25 protein-coding genes, 1 pseudogene and 1 riboswitch are annotated in these 23,026 nt (G+C 38.0%); of the genes and pseudogenes, 9 read left to right on the top strand and 17 right to left on the bottom strand.

What is annotated here, in order from left to right:
- Positions 1-91 precede the first annotated feature (91 nt).
- Complete coding sequence (locus tag CH361_RS02415; RefSeq protein WP_100789216.1) at positions 92-1,768, bottom strand: Na/Pi cotransporter family protein; 1,677 nt, start codon at positions 1,766-1,768, stop codon at positions 92-94.
- 93 nt (positions 1,769-1,861) lie between these two features.
- Between CH361_RS02415 and CH361_RS02410 the strand changes: the two genes are divergently transcribed.
- The gene (locus CH361_RS02410; protein WP_100789215.1) at positions 1,862-2,353 is read left to right on the top strand and encodes an FKBP-type peptidyl-prolyl cis-trans isomerase; all 492 of its coding nucleotides are present in this window, start codon (positions 1,862-1,864) and stop codon (positions 2,351-2,353) included.
- Between the two features lie 257 nt (positions 2,354-2,610).
- Positions 2,611-2,874, top strand: a complete 264-nt coding sequence (locus tag CH361_RS02405) for an RNA recognition motif domain-containing protein (RefSeq protein WP_100789214.1) — start codon at positions 2,611-2,613, stop codon at positions 2,872-2,874.
- 124 nt (positions 2,875-2,998) lie between these two features.
- On the opposite strand, the gene CH361_RS02400 is transcribed toward CH361_RS02405, so the two are convergent.
- A complete protein-coding gene (locus tag CH361_RS02400) occupies positions 2,999-3,406 on the bottom strand; it encodes a P-loop nucleotide/nucleoside kinase family protein (protein WP_208861382.1) in 408 nt (135 codons plus the stop codon).
- A 181-nt stretch (positions 3,407-3,587) separates the two neighbouring features.
- Here CH361_RS02400 and CH361_RS02395 point away from each other — a divergent pair, with 181 nt between their 5' ends.
- From CH361_RS02395 to CH361_RS02385, 3 genes are all read left to right on the top strand, one after another.
- On the top strand, positions 3,588-3,920 hold the full coding sequence (locus tag CH361_RS02395; RefSeq protein ID WP_208861381.1) for a hypothetical protein: 333 nt from the start codon (positions 3,588-3,590) through the stop codon (positions 3,918-3,920).
- Between the two features lie 139 nt (positions 3,921-4,059).
- Positions 4,060-5,451, top strand: a complete 1,392-nt coding sequence (gene fumC / locus CH361_RS02390) for a class II fumarate hydratase (RefSeq protein ID WP_100789211.1) — start codon at positions 4,060-4,062, stop codon at positions 5,449-5,451.
- Positions 5,452-5,561: 110 nt separating this feature from the next.
- Positions 5,562-5,685, top strand: a riboswitch (cyclic di-AMP (ydaO/yuaA leader).
- A 45-nt stretch (positions 5,686-5,730) separates the two neighbouring features.
- Positions 5,731-7,773, top strand: a complete 2,043-nt coding sequence (locus CH361_RS02385) for a cation:proton antiporter (protein ID WP_100789210.1) — start codon at positions 5,731-5,733, stop codon at positions 7,771-7,773.
- A gap of 104 nt (positions 7,774-7,877) precedes the next feature.
- Here CH361_RS02385 and CH361_RS02380 read toward each other — a convergent pair whose 3' ends face one another.
- On the bottom strand, positions 7,878-8,276 hold the full coding sequence (locus CH361_RS02380; protein WP_100789209.1) for an SRPBCC domain-containing protein: 399 nt from the start codon (positions 8,274-8,276) through the stop codon (positions 7,878-7,880).
- 380 nt (positions 8,277-8,656) lie between these two features.
- Here CH361_RS02380 and CH361_RS02370 point away from each other — a divergent pair, with 380 nt between their 5' ends.
- Positions 8,657-9,454, top strand: a complete 798-nt coding sequence (locus tag CH361_RS02370) for a type 1 glutamine amidotransferase domain-containing protein (RefSeq protein ID WP_425268658.1) — start codon at positions 8,657-8,659, stop codon at positions 9,452-9,454.
- A 25-nt stretch (positions 9,455-9,479) separates the two neighbouring features.
- On the opposite strand, the gene CH361_RS02365 is transcribed toward CH361_RS02370, so the two are convergent.
- On the bottom strand, positions 9,480-11,093 hold the full coding sequence (locus CH361_RS02365; RefSeq protein ID WP_100789208.1) for a fumarate hydratase: 1,614 nt from the start codon (positions 11,091-11,093) through the stop codon (positions 9,480-9,482).
- 164 nt (positions 11,094-11,257) lie between these two features.
- On the opposite strand from CH361_RS02365, the gene CH361_RS02360 reads away from it, so the two are divergent.
- The gene (locus tag CH361_RS02360; RefSeq protein ID WP_100789207.1) at positions 11,258-12,220 is read left to right on the top strand and encodes an LA_2444/LA_4059 family outer membrane protein; all 963 of its coding nucleotides are present in this window, start codon (positions 11,258-11,260) and stop codon (positions 12,218-12,220) included.
- 95 nt (positions 12,221-12,315) lie between these two features.
- Entirely contained in the window at positions 12,316-12,810 is a 495-nt protein-coding gene (locus tag CH361_RS02355) for a class I SAM-dependent DNA methyltransferase (RefSeq protein ID WP_100789206.1), read from the top strand.
- Positions 12,811-12,951: 141 nt separating this feature from the next.
- Here the strand turns inward: CH361_RS02355 and CH361_RS02350 are convergent, their stop codons facing one another.
- The 13 genes and pseudogenes from CH361_RS02350 to loa22 form a co-directional block, all read right to left on the bottom strand.
- Entirely contained in the window at positions 12,952-13,302 is a 351-nt protein-coding gene (locus CH361_RS02350) for a DUF3147 family protein (protein ID WP_100789205.1), read from the bottom strand.
- A gap of 92 nt (positions 13,303-13,394) precedes the next feature.
- Positions 13,395-14,411 carry an alpha/beta hydrolase gene (locus tag CH361_RS02345; protein ID WP_100789428.1) on the bottom strand — a complete coding sequence of 339 codons (1,017 nt, stop codon included), beginning with the start codon at positions 14,409-14,411 and terminating at the stop codon, positions 13,395-13,397.
- A 113-nt stretch (positions 14,412-14,524) separates the two neighbouring features.
- Positions 14,525-14,977: a DUF1801 domain-containing protein gene (locus CH361_RS02340; RefSeq protein ID WP_100789204.1), complete on the bottom strand. Its 453-nt coding sequence runs from the start codon at positions 14,975-14,977 to the stop codon at positions 14,525-14,527.
- Positions 14,978-14,991: 14 nt separating this feature from the next.
- Positions 14,992-15,282: pseudogene (locus tag CH361_RS02335) on the bottom strand (hypothetical protein); the annotation flags it as partial.
- A gap of 15 nt (positions 15,283-15,297) precedes the next feature.
- Positions 15,298-15,837: an LIC_10705 family lipoprotein gene (locus CH361_RS02330; RefSeq protein WP_100789202.1), complete on the bottom strand. Its 540-nt coding sequence runs from the start codon at positions 15,835-15,837 to the stop codon at positions 15,298-15,300.
- A gap of 31 nt (positions 15,838-15,868) precedes the next feature.
- Positions 15,869-16,519, bottom strand: coding sequence for a hypothetical protein (locus tag CH361_RS02325; RefSeq protein ID WP_100789201.1), 651 nt, complete (start codon positions 16,517-16,519; stop codon positions 15,869-15,871).
- Positions 16,501-17,226: an LA_1694 family PerA/PerB upregulated protein gene (locus CH361_RS02320; protein WP_100789200.1), complete on the bottom strand. Its 726-nt coding sequence runs from the start codon at positions 17,224-17,226 to the stop codon at positions 16,501-16,503. Before CH361_RS02320 ends, CH361_RS02325 begins: the two co-directional genes overlap by 19 nt.
- The gene (locus CH361_RS02315) at positions 17,217-18,635 is read right to left on the bottom strand and encodes an LIC10707 family hydrolase (protein WP_100789199.1); all 1,419 of its coding nucleotides are present in this window, start codon (positions 18,633-18,635) and stop codon (positions 17,217-17,219) included. Before CH361_RS02315 ends, CH361_RS02320 begins: the two co-directional genes overlap by 10 nt.
- A gap of 33 nt (positions 18,636-18,668) precedes the next feature.
- The gene (locus tag CH361_RS02310) at positions 18,669-19,202 is read right to left on the bottom strand and encodes an LIC_10705 family lipoprotein (RefSeq protein ID WP_100789198.1); all 534 of its coding nucleotides are present in this window, start codon (positions 19,200-19,202) and stop codon (positions 18,669-18,671) included.
- Positions 19,199-19,873, bottom strand: coding sequence for an LA_3478 family PerA/PerB upregulated protein (locus CH361_RS02305; RefSeq protein ID WP_425268657.1), 675 nt, complete (start codon positions 19,871-19,873; stop codon positions 19,199-19,201). The genes CH361_RS02310 and CH361_RS02305 overlap by 4 nt, the downstream gene beginning before the upstream one ends.
- 9 nt (positions 19,874-19,882) lie before the next feature.
- Complete coding sequence (locus CH361_RS02300; RefSeq protein ID WP_125232046.1) at positions 19,883-20,308, bottom strand: hypothetical protein; 426 nt, start codon at positions 20,306-20,308, stop codon at positions 19,883-19,885.
- Between the two features lie 280 nt (positions 20,309-20,588).
- Positions 20,589-20,972: a hypothetical protein gene (locus CH361_RS02290; RefSeq protein WP_100789194.1), complete on the bottom strand. Its 384-nt coding sequence runs from the start codon at positions 20,970-20,972 to the stop codon at positions 20,589-20,591.
- Between the two features lie 449 nt (positions 20,973-21,421).
- Positions 21,422-21,991: an OmpA family outer membrane lipoprotein Loa22 gene (gene loa22 / locus CH361_RS02285; protein ID WP_208861380.1), complete on the bottom strand. Its 570-nt coding sequence runs from the start codon at positions 21,989-21,991 to the stop codon at positions 21,422-21,424.
- Between the two features lie 56 nt (positions 21,992-22,047).
- On the opposite strand from loa22, the gene CH361_RS02280 reads away from it, so the two are divergent.
- On the top strand, positions 22,048-22,986 hold the full coding sequence (locus CH361_RS02280; RefSeq protein ID WP_100789192.1) for an RluA family pseudouridine synthase: 939 nt from the start codon (positions 22,048-22,050) through the stop codon (positions 22,984-22,986).
- The last annotated feature ends 40 nt before the right edge of the window (positions 22,987-23,026 follow it).

Genomic DNA, 23,026 nt, shown 5'->3' with positions numbered 1-23,026 from the left:
ATGCAACGATGATTGTGGCCTTTCTATAAAAAAACCACTGCCTCTCACAGACAGTGGTTTTCAAAAGTAACAATGGTTTAAAAGTTATTTATCAAACATCCGCATAAATAGCAGCGTTGAGTAATCTGGAAATATTATCTAAGTTACGAGAAATATCACGATACAAAAGTGCAGGCAGTAAGTTATCCTTTTTCTGATATTTTTTCTTCTTCACTTTGGAATCATTCTTTTTCACGGAACGAATCATTTGAAAACGATACTCGCGACTTTGGTTACGAATTTGTGGGTTACCAAGGATATCAAAAGTTTCACTTTGGTCCAAGTTAACAAGTAAAATGTCGTAGTGGTGTTTGAGTAAATCAATCTGATCCTTTACAGTATGACCGAACGTTTTGTCCAGAGATACTTTTTGGCGATGTGATTTTCTCATCTTTCTAGCGATGGATGCAAAATTATCACCCATTTCTTCCACAGCCTTCACTCTTTCCATGATTCCCAAAACATCCTTCGCGTAGTTCCCAGTAACACCAGTCTCTTGAATTTGATTTAAGTAAGTCAAAACCTCTGTTCGGATTTGATCTAACTCCTCTTCTTTCTTTAAGACCTGGAGGACACGGGTGGCGTCATATGGCTGCAGTAAAATCTGCTCTGTCAAACGAAGGAAATCATAAGTATCTCGAATGATTTTTTTAGTGAACTCTACAAGCTCTACCATCGCAAGTTCAGTCGTTTTGACTGCGCCAGCTTGTAAAAGACGAATCGAATCTTTGTCTTTTCCTGTTTTAGAAGCAAGTCCGTCTACAATGGCACTGACTACTTTGGAGATTGTATTCACAAACCAAATAAGAATCAAAGTGTTTGTAATGTTGAACAAGGTATGAAAAAGAGAGATATGGAATCTTGTGGATTCTTTATCTGTTAATGGATCACCAGGAATCAAATCATCGATAATGCCTGTAAAAAACTTAAAGAAAAGTAAGGCCCAAACTACTCCAAATACATTGAATAAAGTATGAGCGAGAGCTGCCTTTTTAGCATTTCGATTTCCTGGAATGGCGGCAAGGTTTGCCGTAATGGTGGTTCCTATGTTTTCACCAAGGATCATTCCATAAGCTGCATCAATCGGGATAAAACCAGAAAATGCCAAAGTAATCGTAATCGTAGTAGAAGCAGAAGAAGATTGGATGACAATAGTGAGCAAAGCTCCAATCAAAACAAACAACAATATGGTGTTGAATCCCATATTAGTGTATTGTTGTAAAAACTGAAAACTCTCAGGATCCTTTGCACTGTCAGGTACAGATGATTTTAGATAATCTAGTCCTAAAAATAAAAATCCAAATCCGATGAGAAAACTTCCCCAACCAGATCTGCTTTCTTTTTTAGAAAAACATAAAACCACACCCGCGGCAACGGCTGGTAAAGCGAATGAGGCGATGTTAAACTTAAATCCTAAAAAAGAAACAATCCAAGCCGTAACCGTGGTTCCAATATTGGCACCCATGATCACACCGATAGCTTGAGCGAGTGAAAGTAGACCGGCATTTACAAATCCAACGACAAGAACGGTAGTTGCCGAACTAGATTGTATTGTAGATGTAATAAAAAGTCCGCTGAACACAGCAGAAACTCTATTTCTCGTCATAGACGAAAGAAAAGACCGAAGCCGATCTCCCGCCACACGTTGTAAGGACTCACTGAGTAATTTCATCCCGTAGATGAAAACCCCGAGTCCGCCTAAAACCTGAATGAGTAGTGACCAATTCATAGATGTAATATTTCCAAGGTTCAATTTCTTTGATTACAATTTGGTACCAACCTTTTATTCGGTTGCAGTATTTTTTTCCATTGGTACAATGTAATGAATATGTCAAAAACCATCAGCAAAGGAATGGTTGTAGGATTTTCCTATCACCTAAAGAACGCCCAGGGAGAAACTCTGGACCAATCAGACGAACCGTTATTATACCTCCATGGCTGGCAAAATATCATTCCCGGCTTGGAAAAAGAACTAGAAGGATTAGTGAACGGAGATTCAAAAAATGTAACAGTACCACCTGAAGATGGTTATGGGACATATAACGAAGCATTGATTTTTCAAGTTCCAAAATCAGAACTACCAGCGGAAGCGGAGTTAGAAGTCGGAATGGAATTCCAAACGGACACTCCTGAAGGTAGAATGGTTCTGTACTTACAAGAAGTTCGTGATGCAGATGTCATTCTGAACGGCAATCATCCGTTAGCTGGAGAAACTCTTCACTTTGCTGTGACCATCAAGTCCATTCGTGAGGCTACAGAAGAAGAAAAACAACATGGTCACGTACACGGTCCAGGCGGACACCACCACCATTAAAAATTTCTTGCTTCGTAATTTTCGCTCTGGGTCTTCTTTCAGATTGCTTTTTTTAGAAAGGGTAATTACACTGACAGAAGATTCAGAGTATTGTTGATTTTCACCGCCGAAGTAGTCCTTTCAAGCTTGCACGCTGGTAGCTTTCCCAAGTTTTTCCCTGCATTTTTCTGGAGTTCTTACCAAAAAATCCCTTTTAGGGTCCCGACGATTGTAAATCTAGAATTCCCGAGTCAACTTTAACAAACAGGACAAAAACTATGTCAGTAAACATTTACGTTGGCAACCTCTCTTACGATATGACTGAAGGTAAACTCAGTGAGCTTTTCTCAGCACACGGAGCAGTAACTTCTGCAAAAATCATCACTGACCAGTATTCTGGCCGTTCTAAAGGTTTCGGATTCATCGAAATGAAAGATGGAAAAGAAGCTGATAACGCAATCAAAGAACTTAACGGAAAGAACATTCTTAACCGTGAGATGAAAGTAAACATCGCAAAACCAAAAACTAACAACTGGAGATAATCTAGTTTGTTCTAAAACCGTCACTTAACTCTGTTTAAGTGGCGGTTTTTTTTTGCCTTTTTGGTTTTTCGAAAGATAGAAAAATAAACCATAACAATATGTTTTTAATTAGGATGATTTTTCCTTACAAAACTACTCGGTATTTTGCCTTCATCTTTTCTATTTGTTCTTCCGAAATCTGATGAATATTTTTTCCACCATGCCTATTTTCCACAGTCACAACAAAAAACAAATACTCAAATTCATTCGCTAAACGAATGTAAGGTTCCAATTCCCATTTCAAAGTAAAAGTATTGTCCACGATGACAAAGGGAACACCAAGTTCTAGAGCTTCCTTTGTTTTGGATTCACACTCTTTGTAAGCTAAATGGTTTTTTTGATAATCAAAATTATACTCGCCAGTTTCATTTTCAAAATAGGAATCGATAGAAAATATAGGGGCACCATTTGTGATGGATATAGCTTTTGCTAAACTTGTTTTTCCGGAACCAGGAATTCCTCTTAAAGCCAGTAATGTTTTTGTTGGTTCGATGGAAGTGAGAATTGGTCTCAGGCCTTGTGATTGCTTTGGTGCCATTTCCCAAACCCTAATTCTTTTTCCTCTAAAGAAAAGAGAAAAATCTCGCAAGGAAAGGTTCTATCTGAAAGAATAGAGCAGAAACAAGGAGACTTTTGTGTCGTACGAAGCTTATAAACTCATCCATATTTTCGGAATGTATCTGTTATTCTTATCGCTTGGTGGAATCGCTCTTTTCACCATCAATGGAGGAAAAAAGTCCGAAAATAAGTTCAAAACTGTAGTCGCCATCACTCACGGTGTAGGTCTCCTACTCATCATCATCGCTGGATTTGGTCTCATGAAATTTCGAGGGATCTCTCACTCAGCACTTCCAGTTTGGGTCATTTTAAAAATCGTCATCTGGCTTCTGTTTGGTGGACTGATGGCCCCTGCATACAAAAGTCCTAAACTTGCCAAAATCCTTTGGTTTGTTTTCCCTATACTTGGGCTTTGTTCCGCTTATCTTGCCTTCTACCAACCGTTTTAACTTTTAAACATTTCCCCTCTCGTGTTTTTTTCTCCGAGAGGGTTTCTATTTTTCACTCACAGTTTTTCTTCTTCGATTCAGAGAACCAACCTAGTCTACATAAAGAATCCAATTTTTATGAATTGAATCTCGAGGGAATATGAAAACAAGAATCGAAACCGACTCCATGGGAGAGATCGAAGTAGAAGCTTCTCGTTATTGGGGCGCTCAAACGGAACGATCCCTCCACCATTTTCACATTGGTACGGACAAATTTCCCCGAGAAATGATTCGGGCTCTGGGGATTCTAAAAAAATCAGCAGCACTCACAAACAAAGAATTAGGAATTTTATCCGCTGAAAAAACAGACCTCATTGTGAAGGCAGCCGAAGAAGTGATCGTTGGGTCTTTAGATGACCACTTTCCCCTTGCCGTGTGGCAAACCGGATCCGGAACCCAAACCAATATGAATGTGAATGAAGTCATCTCCAATCGTGCCATCGAAATGACCGGTGGTGTGATAGGTTCCAAAAAGCCCATCCATCCCAACGACGATGTGAACAAAGCACAGAGTTCCAATGATACTTTTCCGACAGCCATGCACATTGCCACTGCCGAACAATTGGTTCACAAACTGACTCCCGCCTTACAAATACTTCATGATACATTAAACAAAAAATCAAAAGAATTTGAAAACATCATAAAAATTGGTCGCACTCATTTGCAAGATGCAACTCCTCTCACCTTAGGACAGGAGTTTTCAGGTTATGTACAACAACTTTCCTATTCCATTGATAGGATCAAACGAGTGTTACCTTCCGTTTACCGGTTGGCCCTCGGAGGAACCGCTGTCGGAACTGGACTCAATACCCATCCAGAATTTGCAAAAAAAGCGGCAGAGATGATTGCGAAAGAAACAGGACTTCCCTTTATCACCGCAGAAAACAAATTTGAAGCTCTTGCAGCACATGATTCTCTCGTGGAAGTGAGTGGAGTTTTAAAAACCATCGCCTCTTCCCTCATGAAAATAGCAAATGATATCCGTTGGTTGGCATCGGGTCCACGCTCTGGAATTGGAGAGATTTCCATTCCAGAAAACGAACCAGGATCCTCCATTATGCCAGGCAAAGTCAATCCGACTCAATCCGAAGCCATGACTATGGTAGCCGCACAGGTCATTGGAAACGATGTGGCAGTGAATGTAGGTGGATCTTCTGGTAACTTTGAACTAAATGTTTTCAAACCACTCATCATCTTTAATGTACTCAATTCCATACGATTGTTAGCGGATGTAACTTTGTCATTTGAAGAACATTGTGCCCGAGGAATTGAACCAAACAAAGAAACCATAAACCAAAACTTAAATCGTTCTCTCATGCTTGTGACCGCACTCAATCCTTACATCGGTTATGACAAAGCAGCAAAGATTGCAAAAACAGCTCATAAAGAAAATTCTACTTTAAAAGAAGCGGGGATCAAACTAGGAATCCTCACAGCAGAAGAATTTGATCTTTGGGTAAAACCAGAAGAAATGATTTTCCCGAAAGAATAAGGTTTTAGATTAGGTAAAATTACTTTAGAATATCATAATGTTTGAATCAAGAAGTCTTTCATTTAAAAACCCGTTCAATATTCTGTTTGACATTTCGATGGCTTACTTTTTATTTGCCCTTGTCTAGCTCATATAGAGACGGGGGACCCAATTTTGGGGGCGTACTGCAATTGCAGAGGATATCTCTCAATCCTAGCCCGACAGCTAACCTCGGAGACTTTGAGGGAAGGTAAATCTAAATCACCTTCCACAAATTATTTTTTGTAAGGAAGGCTAATTATGAAGTCCTCAGTATTCTATTCTCTAGCGGTTGCGTTGTTTTTTAGCGCACTTGCTTTCGTTTTTTACCTCGGTAAGATACAATTCCCACTCAATCATGGTTTAAATCCTTTGAGTTTGGAATTAAACTTTTCACACTTTTTAACTGGATTTTTAGCCCACTTGCAGTCTCCCTTTGGACGATTGTTACTCCAAATTCTACTAATCCTTGTTACCTGTAAGTTATTCTCTTTTTTATTTTCTTTAATTCGCATTCCCAGTGTGATCGGAGAAATCACTGGAGGATTGGTATTAGGGCCGTCACTACTTGGGATGTTGGCACCAGAGTTTTCCGAGATGATATTCCCAGCTTCTTCCATGGGTTCACTCAAGTTACTCAGCCAAGTGGGTTTAATCTTTTTTATGTTCCTCATCGGTCTTGAAACCGATTGGAAAAATTTACATGGAAGTCTGCACACTGCTGTTGTCATCAGCCATGTTTCGATCATGTTTCCTTTTTTACTGGGTGTGATTACTTCCTTATTTTTATTTGAAAGATTGGCACCTGAAAAAGTTTCCTTTCTATCTTTTAGTCTTTTCCTCGGAATCTCCATGTCGATCACCGCATTTCCGGTACTTGCAAGGATCATTCAGGAAAAAAAATTAAATACAGAAAGATCGGGAGTTCTCGCCATCACCTGTGCTGCTGCAGATGATGTCACCGCATGGTTGATTTTAGCTTTGATTTTAGGGCTCACCTCCTCCGATTCCATGTCGGGAGTTTTACTTTGTTTTTTCGGAGTGGTTCTCTTTCTGTATCTGGCCTTCAAGTATGTAAGAACCAGGTTTGCGAGTAGTCTTTCGAAATTAGAAAATATAGATTTTCTTCCCAACTACATCGTGTTCTTTCTTTTCATTTGGCTGACAGTCTCATCTTTATTCACTGAATCCATGGGGATTCACTCTTTGTTTGGTGCTTTCATTGCGGGTTCTACAATTCCGGCAAATCATAAAATTAGAAAAATCATCATTAACAAATTCCAAGACGTGAGTGTGATTTTTCTTCTTCCTTTATTTTTTGCATACTCCGGATTAAAAACACAAGTTGGACTTTTATCCGATCCAAATCTTTTTCTCATTTGTTTGTTGATTCTGTTTGTTGCCATTCTTGGTAAGTTTGGTGGTAGCACAATATCAGCAAAGTTCCTCGGAGAATCCTGGAAGGATTCCCTCATCATCGGGATTCTTATGAATACACGAGGCCTCATGGAACTCATTGTATTGAATATTGGATTAGAGATGGGAATCATTGGGCCAGAATTATTTACAATTATGGTCATTATGGCATTAGTCACCACTGCTATGAGTGGCCCTGCGATCAATCTGGTTCAGAAAGTTTTTAAGAAAAAAGAAACCATTGATCTTAACTCTGGTTTGGAAAATGCAGAACAAAATTCTGATCCCAAGATTTTAATTGCTTTCGCAAAACCTAAAACAGGAATCGATTTACTAAAACTCTGTTACAAGATTTTTCCCAACGCAAAATTCAGAACCTTCCACGTAAATCAAAACTATAACTTCGATATTGAACAATCTCAGTACGAAATGTCCATCCTCTTCGAAAATATCAGGTTTATATCTGCGAACGAAGGAATCCCTGTAGACTTTCAATTTTCCTCTTCAGAAAATTTTGAAACTGCCTTATGGGAACAGTTAAATGAATACAAACCAGACCTTTTGATATTAGGATCACCGAATGTAGAATCGTGGAAAGAAATTAACAAAGGTCCACTTAAAAAGATCATTAAATCTTCGAATTGTTCGGTTGCAATATTCGTAAACAAAGGCCTCGAATCATTAAACAAAATTTTTATGGAATCAGATTCAGAAGGCGCCGTATCCATTATCAACAGTTTGGGAGGAGATTCAAGTTTATTCAAACAATGGAAAGATGAAGATCATTTTGATCCAAACCATCATTTGTTTGTTAGAAATTGGAACACAGAGAAAGACTTTGAATTTCTAAAAAAGAACTATTTGATTTTGGGTAAAAAAAGAACTTAAATTTTTTAAGAGTTGAATCCATTTCTTTGGTTTTTCTCAAACGAAATATGAAATCTAAGTTGGTTCGTTCCAAGGGAAGCATTCCTTTCCTTGGTTCGTATCTCTTAATCTAAAGTTTTGATCGCGTTGCGAATTTTATCCCAATAATTTTGACGCCAACCTTCTTCTATATCAGGAATCAGTTCTTTCGGCACACCGCGATGTGTGAGTACGAGCTCGGTCCCTCCAACGGATGTTTCTTTTAATGTAAACGTAGCCATAGAGAAAATTCCTTCGGGAAAATCGAATCTTCTCCAGGCTAACACAATTCGTTTGGAAGGCTTCAGATCGACAATGATCCCAGAAACTTTTGCAGACATAGTAGAAAAGCTACCACCGATACGATTACTAATCATCGCAGTTTCGCCAGTCAGTGCCGTGACTTTCTTTGTATCCGAGAGAAGCTGGTAAATTGTTAATGGAGAGGCTTTAAACTTTACCTTCTGTTTTATCGTTTTACACATGAAAATTCCCGCTCCCTTAAATAATCATTTTACTTATGTTAGCTGAATGCTTAAAATCATCAAAAATATAGAAAACAAATTATGATCAAATGCATAGTTTTAGGAGTTGTTTTGTGGATTGTCAATTCGTATCCAAGGGAAATAAAATCAATTCCCGATAACAAAGACTCACCTCTACCCAACAGAACATCTTTGTTTCCAGCAGATGTTTGGGTTAACTCGGACGCTTTGTCAATTCCTAGACTCAATCTACGCCAGGTTGACATGTGCAATTATTTAACCATTTAGTTAAACAAAGAATCTCGTTTTCTGTCTACTTAAAAATCCATTCAATTTCTTTCTATCCCACCCTATAAAGATTTTAATTCGCTTTTAAAAATATGGATTTTTTTTACTGTGAACTCAATTTACGAGACAAACATATGATACTCATTCCTATTCCTGAAAATGATTTTGATCCAAGTGAAGTTAGTATTCCTTGGAAAATCCTCACCACAAAAGGACATAAAGTTGTGTTTGCAACTCCTTCGGGGAAAAAAGGCAACGCTGATAAACGCATGTTATTTGGTGATGGATTGGGTATCTTAAAACCAATTTTACGTGCAGGTGGAGATGCCCGTGCTGATTTTGATCTCTTGGAAAAAGATCAAAATTTTCTAAAACCCATTTCATATGAACAAATTGAACCCAATGCATACAATGGAATTCTATTACCCGGTGGACATGCAAAAGGAATGATTCCTTATTTGGAATCAAAAATACTGCAATCAATAATTGTAAACTTTTTCGATCAAAAAAAACCAGTTGGTGCTATTTGCCATGGTGTATTACTTGTTGCAAGGAGCATCGATCCAAATACAAATAAATCGGTTTTATATAATCTAAGCACAACGTCTCTTCTCAAAAAACAGGAATTACTAGCGTATAACTTAACAAAACTCTGGCTTGGCGATTATTATCTCACATACAATATAACTGTCGAAGACGAAGTGAAATCTTTTTTGAAACATTCTTCCCAATTCCAAAGTGGTAACTTAGGTATTTTCCGAGACAAAACGAACAATACATCTGCCGGTTTTACAGTGAGAGATCAGAATTTTATCTCTGCACGATGGCCGGGAGATGCTCATAAGTTTGGATATGAATTCGCCCAGTTAGTTGAAAGTTATTCCACTTAACAACTAACGCAAGTGTTAAAACGAATCAATTCAACATTTGGAAAAAATCATTTCCTTTGTCATCCACCACGATAAAGGCAGGAAAGTTTTCTACATCAATCGACCAAACGGCTTCCATCCCTAACTCTGGAAAGTCTAAGACTTCTACCTTTTTGATATTTTCTTTGGCAAGAAGGGCAGCAGGACCACCGATGGATCCAAGATAAAACCCACCATTTTTTTTGCAACTGTCAGTCACAACTTTGGAACGATTTCCTTTTGCCAGAGAGATCATGGAATACCCTTTCTCTTGGAATAGAGGAACGTAACTATCCATTCGACCCGCCGTAGTAGGCCCAAAGGATCCAGATGGCATTCCTTCTGGGGTTTTAGCAGGACCTGCATAATACACCGGATGATTTTTGAAATAATCAGGAAGAGGTTCGCCCTTATCTAATTTTTCTTTCAGTTTAGCATGAGCAATATCACGTGCTACAACGAGGCGTCCCGACAACATAACACGTGTTTTAACAGGATACTGTGTCAGAACTTTTAAAATTTCTGGCATTGGTTGGTTGAGATTGATATGTACAGATTCTGTGTTTGTATCCACATCATCAATGGTGGGAAGGAACTTAGAAGGATCATATTCTAGTTTTTCCAAAAAGATTCCATCTTTTGTGATTTTTGCTTTGATATTACGATCCGCACTGCAACTCACACCAAGCCCCACAGGGCAAGAAGCACCGTGACGAGGGAGGCGAATGACTTTAAAATCATGAGCCAAATACTTCCCGCCAAATTGGGCACCGATTCCTGATTTTTGAGCGGCAAGGAGCATCTTCTCTTCTAGTTCTACATCACGGAAGGCTGATCCAAATTTGTCACCTTTGGTTGGCAAATGATCCAAATAACCAGCTGACGCTAGTTTGACTGTCTTTAAGTTTGCTTCTGCTGATGTCCCACCAATCACAACTGCGATATGGTATGGAGGGCAGGCTGCAGTTCCCAGGTTGGAAACTTTTTCCGTAATAAATTTTTCAAGGGATGCTGGATTGAGCAAAGCCTTTGTTTCTTGAAAAAGATAAGTTTTGTTAGCCGATCCACCCCCTTTTGCTAAAAAGAGAAAACTGTATTTGTCACCAGGAGTGGAGTAAATATCAATTTGAGCCGGTAAGTTTGAACCTGAGTTTACCTCGTCGTACATAGTGAGAGGAACCACTTGGGAATAACGAAGGTTTCGATTTACATAAGTATTATAAATTCCACGAGAAAGGGCTTCTGAATCATTGCCACCGGTAATGACATACTCCCCTTTTTTTGCCATCACAATCCCTGTTCCAGTATCTTGACAAGAGGGAAGTTGTTTATCTGCAGCAATCACAGCATTTTTAAGCAGAGCCATTGCCACAAAACGGTCATTTGGTGTTGCTTCGGGATCATCTAAAATTTTACGAACTTTGGTAAGGTGAGCGGTTCGAAGATAAAAAGATACATCTTCCATTGCCTTTTCTGCAAGGAAGGTAAGACCTTCTGGTTCTACTTTGAGAATTTCTTTATCACCAAAGGGGACAGTGCTTACATAATCTTTTGTCAATAATTTGTATTCGGTGGTGTCCCCGTTTAAAGGAAAAGGATCGGCGTAAAAAAACTCTGGCATGGAAACCTCTATTTATAACTTCTATGTTTAGGGAATTCTCTTTTCAGTAAATGAATTTTTGGGAGAACTTTCGTGAAACACTGATCAAAGAAACGTACGAGAAAATAAGAATCAAACCGGAAAAATCGTTTCTCTTTCTCAAATCCAGGATATAACGAAGGAAAATGAAACCGAACCGCATTTATATTTTCCTGGTTTTTTTCTCTTGGGGGATTTTTGCAGAAGGGCCGGGGACTGAACCACAAACTCCAGAGGAGAAAACCAAAAATTCTAAATGGACCTTACTTTTAAAAAGACAAACCTACAACTATTTACCTTACGAATACACCTCCCTCACTGAGAAAAATGAATCTTTTGTTCCCACAAGATCTAGTACGGCACTGAAGGAGAACGGAAAAGTTCTCATCCCTTTTGTGTTTGGTTATGAAAACCTGGCAAAGGGTTTCAAATTAGAACTTTCCTATTTTGAGATCGAAATTGTAAACGCGAACACGCTACTTTTCCAACAAACCCCACAAGGCCCAAATCTTTCCAGGTTCTATCTTTCCCCTATGGCTCGTTCGGAATTTGAATTCAATGCTTATAAAACTCTGGATCTAAGTCGGGATTGGAAATTTTATTTAGGAGGTGGGATTCGTAATATCAACCGCTATGTGTATGGAAATTATTTAGGACAAGGCACTTTCAAAGAATACTTTTTCACTTATGGCCCGCAAGTCTCCATCCAAACCATTTACCAACTCACTCAAGATTTTGCATTCCACCTAACAATGGATGTATTTTATACACAAGGCACGCGGTTTTTCAAACAACCAAACCTTATGGAGGATAGGTTTCAATATTCATTCTCCACGGCAGGTACCGCAGGAATATTTCGAGGTTATGAATTTGATAGTTCCTTTTCCTATTCCTTTCATCCGAATATGAAGTTCTTTATCGGTTACAATATGATTCTCTCCAAATTCTCTTATTTGCATTATAATGAAATCCAACTCAGTCGCAGCACGGAAAATTTAGGTTCTACGAATCCAACGATCACTGGCAACTGGGAAATGCACCTTCCCAAAAAATCAGAAAACTTCGATAGTTTACGAGGAATTTATTTAGGTATGATGGTGAATTTTTAGAAAATCCGTTATACATAAGTTAACTGGCAATCCTTCTCCAGATTTACTATCTTTCTTGACAAATTTACATTAACAGACGATTTGTGAGAGAAGTAATGGAACCAAATGTTTTTGACCAACTTGCCAATCATTACGATACACCGGAACGAAAAGAACTCGCCCAAATCATTGCGAGCGAAATCCAAAAGGAATGTAGAAATAGCCATTCAAAAACTTTGTTTGATTACGGATGTGGTACTGGACTTGTCGGTCTCAGTTTAACATCCTTAGTGGGTCATGTATCGTTCATTGATTCTTCGGCACCAATGCTCGGCATCGTCCGAGAAAAAATCAAAAACTTAAATCTAACAAACGCGGAAGTGATTCATTCTAACTTTCTAGGGAGTTCTAGAAATAAAAAAGCAGATATTTTACTTGTTTCGCTCGTTCTCCTTCATATCCCTGATACAAAAAAGATTTTGAATTTTTTTTATGAAATCTTAAATCCCAATGAAAAACTAATGATTGTTGATTTTGATAAAAATAAAAAGATTAACCATCCAAAAGTTCACAATGGATTCCGAAGTCGAAATAAAATCCTTACTAAATGAAGTTGGATTTAAAAAGTTTGAAATGAAAACCTTTCACCATGGTAAAAATATTTTTATGAATGAAGATGCTTCCCTGTTTCTAGCAATCGCTGAAAAGTAATAAAGTTTTCTTTAAGTAGATAACCTTTGCCAGAGGCAATGTTAAAACAATCGGATCCCCAATCGACTTAACACCAAATGATAGAGATAAAATAACACAATGGTAAATCCAATACTTCCCATGAGTGCAATCCAAAACCCATAAGTAAGATTTAATTTGGGGAACAGTAAAAACATTGGTAATGTAGGAATCACAAACCAAAACGTAAAATAGGCATGGTTGGAAATTTTTTCTGTACCAGCATTTTCAAATTTTAGCCAGAGTAATGTAAGTATTGTCACCAACGGAAGAGAAGCGATGAGGCTTCCCATACGGTCATTCCTTCTTGCAATTTCTGATATGATGACAACTAGTGCAGCAGTGACTAAGTATTTGATAATGATATAAGTCATAAAAAAATCTCCAAAAGGAAAGAGTCACTTCCTAATGTTTGAGTTTAAAATCGGACTCTTAGCTAATTCATTTACCATACGGTTGTCAAAATTTATTTTTTCAGCCTTAGCTGACTGACAAAATTCGTAATAGAAGCCTTTAACTCGGAAACACCAGGTTCTTCATAGGGAAAATGACCTGCTCCAGTGAGTATCACAAATTCTTTCTTTCCATTCATTCGATCAAAAAAAGTTTTACTTAAATTTGTGGGAGTCCATGGATCAATGCTTGGATGTGCGAGTAGAACAGGACAGACCTGAAAGGATTCTGGTTCTAACTTTGGTTTGTAATTTAGAAATGTATTTAAAAATCCCAAACTCACTTTGGAACCACCTGCATAAGGATCCTCTGCAAAAACTTTTGAAAAACTAGGATCATTGGTAATGTATTCCATTTTACTAAACCACTTAATGGGAAAGTACATTCCATTTGTCAAAAACGAAAAAACTGAATTGATAGGCATTCCCACCCTGCTCAAAAATCGATTAGAAGCAATGGCATCACGGACTTCTGGTTCTCTCGGATCCACTAGAGTAGTTGTAATCAGACCATCCACCTCACCATTGTAAGCTGCTACTTGATAAGCAAGCATTCCTCCAATGCTTAGTCCAAACAAAATTATTTTTTGATGGTTCTGTTTTTCTTTTTGGATTAAGTCATTTAATACCAAAACCCAATCTTCGTAAGGTACATACCTTTTGTTTGACGGAATTTTTGTAAGACCAAATCCAGGGAGATCGGGTGCCACCCATTCACAACCAAGTTTCTCTAATCCAATTGCCAAGGTTCCCAGAATTCGACCGTTCCCTCCTCCACCATGAATGAGTAGGATTTTACAATCGGCTTCTTTTTTAGAATACCGGTCTATATGTACATTGTATCCGTTGATTTCTTGAAATTCCTCGGTCGGTAAGTTCTGTTTGCGAAATCGTAGATCCTCTGGCAGAAAGTGTTGGTATCTTTGCCAGTGAGAAATTTTGGAATAACTGTCTGGCTTCTCTGTAGAAGAAATACAAGATATAAAAAAACTAAATGATATTAGGAAAACCGACCTGAATAGGAAATTCATGATCATAATCGTCTTTGTTCTGTCTAGATTGTCAAAACTTTAAAGAAAAGATTTCTGATTTCTATTTTATAAATCGATAATAAAGGATACAATTTTGAAACGCTAGGAATCTTTTATGAGGAGATGGAAATATTTTTCTCGTACAAAGTAATCCAATCCTTCACACTCATTTTTGTTGCTAACTCTCCAAGAAGTTTCCAAGGAATTTCTTCTAACTTTTTAAAACGAATACAGCTTTTTCCCATATCCAATTTGGTTTTACAATGTTTGGGGTATTCGGTTTGGAACCATTTGAGTAATTTTGGATCCGCATAAATCCCCATATGATAGAGAGCAAGGCCATTCTTTTGGGAAGCGATATGGATAAAGGGAAGTGCTAGTTCCGGTGTTACATGATATCCATTAGGGTATGTTTTTTTAGGTACCACAAACCCGATCATCTTGTATTGGATGCTTTCTTCAAAACCTTCGGGAAGATTCTTTTTAATTGTATTTCGTAGTTTGAGAAAAGGCTCTCTTCGTTCTTCTGGTAACGATTGGATGTATTCTTCTACGGGGTTTGGCATAGTCGTTATTAAGGCTCCACTCCAAAATTCATCATCGTCAGATATTTATCCCAGCCAAAATACCCATACAAAGGTTCGTCCACAAAATCACCCAAACTATCTCCATAAAAAGTTAAAAAAGTTTTATTGGGTTCAAAGGAGGCTGGATGAGAGTTATCGAATTGATTATTACAATCGCTCTTTTTAACTAGGCTTTCGTAATTAAAAAATGAATCACTAACAATAAAGCTAAACGCATTTTTATCTGAATATACTGGTGCTACAGTAAGAATAACAATAATACTTAATAAACTTATTTTTTGCATTGTTTCTCTCTTTTACTAGTGTGCATTTTTTGGATCTGCTGCAGTTGGAGTAGTAATGGAAACGCTTCCAACTCCCGAAATTGCTGTCAATTTTACAAAAAACCATGCTCTACGTGAAGGGAATGGTGGTGTGAGTAAATCAATGTAAACTGTTTCCAATTGCCCATTGAGGCCAGAATCTCCTTTTGCTTGTGCTTCGAACGAACTATTACCACAAGCAGGTGAAGTCAGTTTTATATTTTGGCCTGGATTCTCTTGGATGGTAAATGTAAAAAATCTGCTCTCCCCTACCGGTGCTGTTTGTGTAAACCTCGCACGGTTATCAAAAATATAAGTATCTCCCTCTGCCATATAACGGTTGTATGTTCCTGGTTCTAGGATGGGAATTTGGTCTGTCGGTGGACAATACTGGTTGAAGTCTAAATTGGGAACCACAAAGAATAACAAAATCTGAGCCATTGCATCATTCGGAATTCCATAGGTGCGAGGATCGGAGTTACGAATACAACCAAACAGAGAAAATGTGCAAATGAGAAGAAAGTAAGTGATTTTCATAAGGTGGTCAATGATCCTAGCCTATTTTATTTTAATGACAATCAGAATAAACTAGTCCCTGGCTTACCTGTTTAGATTCGATGAATATTGATTTTGTTTGAGAAATCTCCCCCAATTGAGGAATTGTGTTCTTATCACAAAGCCAATGAATTTTGTCTCCTTGAATGGCTAGGTTCCCGCATCCACCAAGAAAAATTTCGTTTTTCCAAACTAAAATTTGAAAATTTTGAAACTTCATTCGCTCTGGAACTCCATTAGAATAATGAACAATACCAATTTTATAAGTATGGTCACTGCGAAAGGTGAAAGACCATTCGTATTCTGGTGATCCATTCACCGATGATAAATTTGCATTTAGTGTATCAGGTATTGTCTCTACCTTTAACTGAAATTCAATCTTATCCAGTTGATCATAGATCGAACCGTTAACTAAGTCTAGATATCCAACATCCGAAGGAGAATTTAAAAAACCTGCTTTTACATCTCCGACGGTATCGTTAAATTGAAATGGACTTTCATAACTTTGAGGATGACAAGGCAAACTTGTAGTAGTCAGTACAAGATAATTAAAATAATTTTCTTGAATTGGTTTTTTGTCCAACGGATTGGAACACTGAAATATAAAGATCAGACTTAGTCCAATAAAAATCTTACCTTGCAAAATTATAGACTCCAAGGACATAAAGGAAATTCAACTCCTGTTTGATAGGCACAGGTAATTCCTGTCTGCAAAACTCCGGTTCGAATTTTATTCGTTAGTGTAATGAGACTTTGATTATAGTTTAGGTCTGTGAAACAGTTTGATGTTGTCGTAGGGATTAAAGCAAGTTCTGCTTCTAAACTGTCTAATTGTTTCAATTCATCCGAATTCACAATCCTTTCAAAATTAACGGAAACAAATTCCGAAACCTCTAACCCCAAAATCTTACAACTTTCTTGATTCGTAAAACGAATTTGGTTTTCTAAATTTGGACCATTGATATCCAAAAGTTTTTTGAAAAACATTCCTGTTGGAGGAACTAAATTTGAATATTGAATGGATAAAGGGGTCGCACCAGCAGTACAATTTGGAAAATTAATATTGATGAAGTTTAAATCATCTTTTCTATTCTGTAAAATTTGGTTAGTTGGGATATTATTAAAAAACGTTAGATTACAGTTCTCTATTGTAGTTTCAAAACAAGTGGTAATTTTTCCAGTTGGAATCTGCCTTGTCACCAAACAAGCCCTTAGTGAAGGAATAACCTGGATAGGATTTGTAAAAAGATTTTGTCTGGCCAATGTCAATATGACACTCGGATTCGATTCATTTTTCTGAATGCAACCAAAACAAATAAATAAAAACCAGATGAGTTTGTATTGAATCTTAATCTGACAACTTACCAACATTTTCCTGTAAAAAGACAAATTACAATAAATATATCAATAGGATCCGGATGAATCACAACTGAATCAGGTGGGTATTCATCAATTGTAGGAACGACTACAGTATCATCTCCAGGAATGGAAACGGCTCCGTTAAATTTAGGAGGTCCATTCACCAATGAATTATGCCAATTGAGTTCCACGACTTTATTTGATAGAGCGCTGGCCCAGATTGTATAACCAAGGAAATTTAAATGACCGATTTGATCCTGGTACAACAGGGGATTGGCAACCCAACACTGTCCAAAAATAAAACAATCATGTTGGCGAATGAACAAATGATACATGGGTAAAAAATGCACATTTCCATATTTCTGATTCACTTCTTGGACACTAAGTTCCAGTGGACCTTGGGAAAAAAGCATCCCGAGACTAGTTACCATGCTTGGATTATTACGAATGGTCCGAAGCCATTGCCAATACCAATCATCAAATCCTGTGGGAGAAGAACCTAAATTTAATATCTGAGAATGCAGTGCCTCTAATTCCATGATGTTTGAGACAACCACTAATTTAGCAATGGCTTCATTGTACGCTTGTTTGATTCCCAATATCGCTTGTGAAAATTCTGCATTCAGTTTGTTGATATCAACAGGCATAATAAAAGCCACAAGCCATCCTCCCATGGAACCCATAGAAGCAATGAAACCCCTTTGGACATCATCCCGAAAAGCCTTAGCTTGTTCCTCTTTGAGTTTATCCATATTCAATGAAAAATTGACATCTGGATGTACAGAAAGTGGTTTAAAATACTTATTTGTGTGCCCTAAGGTTGGACTATAAGAGAGATTGGGAAAGTTTCCCATCACCAATATATTTTTATTACGACGCGGATTCCTTAGTTGGTAAAGGATGGCTTTGGTATTGTATATCACTCGATCCACAACCGAACCAAATTTCCAAGGCATAAAGGTAAGGAGAAGGGAATTACCCCAAAAATCATTTCCCCCAATTTCTAGTGCTACGTTAGGAGATGTTTTGAAATTAATACGCTTTTCTATTGAAAGAGCACAACGACTAACCAAATTATATACACCCTCCGTCGTATATCCTGCTACTGCCAAATTCTGCACATTCCACTCGACTCCGAAATTCATCATCGTCAGGTATTTATCCCAGCCAAAATACCCATACAAAGGCTCTTCGACAAAGTCTCCAAGACTATCCCCATAAAAGGTTAGGAAAGTTTTGTTTGGTTCAAAGGAGTCTGGATGCGAATCACTGAACTGAGTATTGCAATCAGTATCGTTTATAAAATACTCAACTTCCTGACGTTCTTCTGGAAAAAAAGTTCGAAATGCATTTTTATCAGCCAAGATAGGAGAAATCCATATTGCCAGAAGACTAAAAAAAGCCGTTATATTTCTACTCATTTTCTTTTCCATTTTGATAAAAACAACTCCTATTCATTGTGGTGGATCCTGTAGACTTGGTGTTGTAAAACTAACAATACCAGATCCAGTTGTGGCAGTTAGTATAGTGAAAAAACCATATCTTAAAACGGGCAATGGCGGAATCATTAAAGGTATCCTTACAGTTTCCAATTGCCCGATAAGGTTTGAATCATTTCTGGCAGGATATCCCCCAGGGCTTGTCCCACAACGAGGACTAGTGAGTTTGATATCCTGCCCAGGATTTTCCTGTATCACAAATGTAAAGTATTCCTGCGATGTCCATGTTCGAGTAGCATTCAACCTCGCACGGTTATCAAAAATATAAGTATCTCCCTCCGCCATATAACGGTTATATGTTCCTGGTTCTAGGATGGGAATTTGGTCTGTCGGTGGACAATACTGGTTAAAGTCTAAATTCGGAACCACAAAGAATAATAAAATCTGAGCCATTGCATCATTCGGAATCCCATAGGTGCGAGGATCGGAGTTACGGATACAACCAAACAGAGAGAATGTGCAAATGAGAAGAAAGTAAGTGATTTTCATAAGGTGGTCACTCCTCGTTTGATTAATTCCTCATTGACTTTTTGGCGAATGGCCACTGCCTTTTCGCGAGCCATGATCAAAAAAGAAGTGGGAATTCCATTGTCTGTCGTGCCGTAGTCTATCATAAATCGAATCATGACAAGGCTAAGGGTAAAGTTTTCACGAACTTTGACTAATTCGGGCACGGTTAAAGTAGGAAGGTCACTCGCAATTCGTCCGTAAAAGGCATCGGCGGCCTCGCTTTCTTTTTGTAAAACCGCCTGTTCCGAACCATAGGTAGGAACGGGATAAGATTGGCCTTTTAATTCAGCTTCTACCCTTGCCTCTAACTCAGCATCAGTTAAAGGACGGTTCATGAGGAGATTACGTGAGGCCACAGACGATTCCTTTACGAACTTTTGATCCAGTTGCCCATTTTCAGCCATCATCTGGAAAGTTTCCTCGATAGCAGCCCTTTCGTTATTGGAGATTGCTGGCAAAGTTGCTAGTGGCGAGTCTGCGGGAGGGGTTGGAATTCCAAGGTCTCCAGGAGTGTATGGTGTTACATTCGCAGTAATTAGTGGAGGAACCTTACCAGAGTTAGATTCAATACAATTAATAAAAAAGACAATGAATAGTAACAAAACTACATTTTTCAAATTCAGGACAGGATTCGTTTTTTGCATTTTCATTGGATTTCCTTAAAAGTTTTGTTCTGCGACGAATTCTATTCTTTGATTTCGATTTTGAAATTGTAGCCCAGAATTTGATTCTTCTAAATTACGAATTTCTCTTGTTGGTATATTTAATGATTTGAAATTTTCATCCCTTCCAAATCGTAAATACGCTTTGGTACCGGAATAAGCAAAAAAGGCAACTGTACTTAAAGCAGCCAATTGGTATTGAGTATACGCTCTTTGGAATTTTGATTCAGCTCCCTGATTAAAACCCATAAAAGAATCTTTCAAAATAGCATTTGCCTTTTGGGCTTCAAAATAAGAATATCCAGTAAAAAGTAATAAGGAAATTTTGATCACCCGAGTGTACAAATCCTCAGAGATGGCATCTTTTTCTTGTGTATGCCATTGGAAGCGACTGGATGCATTAAAAAGAGTAGAGATTCCCACAAACTGGCATTTGAGGAAGAATTTCTAATTGTTTCGAAGTATTCCTTTGAAACTACACCGTCAATGGTTTCCTTCACAAATAATCTACCTTTTGTATTTGTTCTTAAAAAAATATCTCCATTTGCCGAACGTTTCCATTCACCAAAATATGCATCTCGCGACCTAACTAAAATATATCCGGTTTCATATTCTGAGGTTTGGTTTTCAAACGCAAACATTGGATTATTTAGAAAAATGGAATATAAGAACATAAAAATTATCCATATTTTTAGACCATTCTTCATTTCCATAGAATGGCCTCACTGTCTACAGTTGTTTTAACAACTGTTCCGTCCCTAATTTCCAAAAAAGTAACAATTGTTGTTTCATCTGCTTTTTTTATTTCATAATCGCTGAAAACAATTTGTCTTCCTTCCAAAAAGTTAGGTGGGTGGGGTTTAATAAAAATAGAAAATACCTTTGGAAGGTCAGTTTTCTTAGAGGGTATCTTTCCTGATTCGTTAGGCCTGCATTCAGGAGGGACTAAATTGGGATTCAAAGAAGTTATTGTCTCATTAGAAAGTAATTTAGTTCTTATCACCAAATAAATATTCAAAAAAACAGAACCAAACAATAGTCCGGTGATTAGATAAAAATGGAATTGCCTTTTTAATAAATACTTCATGAAAACTTAGAACTTGTTAAACTGATTTTTTAAAAAACAGCCGTTAAATCAAAAACAGTTATCATTTAATCGTAAATAAAGCAAAAAAAGTATTATTTAAAAAAATAGCAGTCGTTATTCTCATTTCACATAACAGTAAACAAGACTAAAATCATACAGGTAATCAAAAAAAATTGAAATGATTCTAACTATCCCTCCCCACTGCTTGCACTGAGTTCATCGAAGTGCGCCAGCGATTGCAGCGGAAATCCTTTCGCAACGCGAAAGATTGGAGCGGAAAGCGCGGTCGGTATAGAAAAAATTGCCATTCGCATAACAAGTTCGAGGCGCCCAAACTAAAAAACAAACCGATCGATTTGATTTGTAAAACTTACATTGGGCATAAAAAAACCCACCGAAGGGGTGGGTTTTCCTTTAGAGAAAGATCTCTAGTTTAGTTGTGGACTTTCTTATTTAGAAATCACTTGGAAAGTCACACGACGGTTGATTCCGTCTTTTTCATCAAAACCAGAAATTGGTTTCGCAGAACCAGAAGCTTTTGTCACAATTCGGTCAGCAGGGATCCCTTGTTTTACCAGAGCGTCCTTTACAGCGTCAGAACGAATTTGTGAATAGTATCCGTTTCCTTTTTTAGCACCTTCTGCTTCTTCTGGACCGGAAGCGTCTGCGTGACCAGTCACTTCAAGAGCGTAACCTTCAGGAAGTTTCGCAAGAGCATCTTTGATGTAAGAAACATTGTCTTTTGCCCAAGTTTTGAAATCTTCTGCTTGGATGTCTGCTTGTTTGTAGCTAAAACCTCTGCGACGAACGCCATCTGGATAACGATAGTCTTTCAGAGCCACATTGATTTCGTCCAAAAGAGCTGCATTGAGATCTCTGGAAGATACAGTGGATGTGTTTCCCGTAGTGGACGTTGTGTCTTTGGGAGTTTCTTTTTCTTCAGAAGACGAACAATTCGTTAATGAAAGCGAAAGACCTGCGAGGAGGATGAGGCTTAAAAAAAATCCTTTTTTCATCAGTTGACCTACCTTAATGTTTCCATAGTTTAGTTCTTTTCATTAGATAACAACCGAAAATGCAAATATTTGTAACCGTTTCCGAAGATTATGACCAAAGTCGCCTGGATGTCTTTCTAAAAGACAATGCCGGAGACGATCTCAGCCGTTCTACCGTTCAAAAGTGGATCGATTCCGGGTTTGTGACAAACAAAACCAAAGAGCAAGTCGCCACTAAAAACGGCTATAAGGTGACTCTTGGCGAAGAATATGTCGTGAATGTGATCGCAAGACCACCATCGCGACTCGAACCCATCCCCATGGACATTCCTGTCCTCTATGACGAAGGCGAATTTATGGTTATCCATAAGAAAGCGGGGATCGCTTGCCACAGTGGACCGGGAGATGACCAACCTTCTCTTGTGAATGGATTGTTACACCAATTCAAAAACCTATCCGCCACAGGCGGTGAACGTCGTCCAGGGATTGTGCATCGGTTAGACAAACCCACAGAAGGTGTTCTCATCATTGCCAAAACCGACAGAGCTCATGCTGCTCTTTCGAAAATGTTCCAAGACAGGCTTGTGGATAAAACATATTATGCTTGGGTTTTGCAAGCGCCAGTGGAATCAGAAGGTACAGTGAATTTACCCATTGGCCGTCATCCCGTAGAACGAGTGAAGATGTGTGTGCGTGAAGATGGGCGAATGGCCATCACTCATTATAAAACAGAAAAAATTGTCCAAACACAAACAGGTCGTAAGTTTAGTTTGATGAAACTTGGGTTAGAAACGGGTCGTACCCACCAAATCCGCGTTCATATGTCTAAGATCGGATGTCCTGTAGTAGGAGATACTTTGTATTCTCGTTCCGCAAAAGATTATACCCAATATGGACTCCTTCTTTTTGCTAAAAAATTAGAATTCCCTCATCCCTTCATTCCCGACAAACGAATCTTAGTGGAGTTGGAATTTCCAGAAAGATTTAAAATTTTTGAAAGGAAATGTCCCAGTTATTAATCGACAGGGAATTTTGACTCCGAATTGGATCGGTGAAAAA

Source organism: Leptospira brenneri (assembly GCF_002812125.1).
Taxonomy (GTDB): domain Bacteria; phylum Spirochaetota; class Leptospiria; order Leptospirales; family Leptospiraceae; genus Leptospira_A; species Leptospira_A brenneri.
The sequence above is the reverse complement of the archived record's forward strand: the minus strand, read 5'-3'. Positions and strand labels throughout refer to the sequence as shown.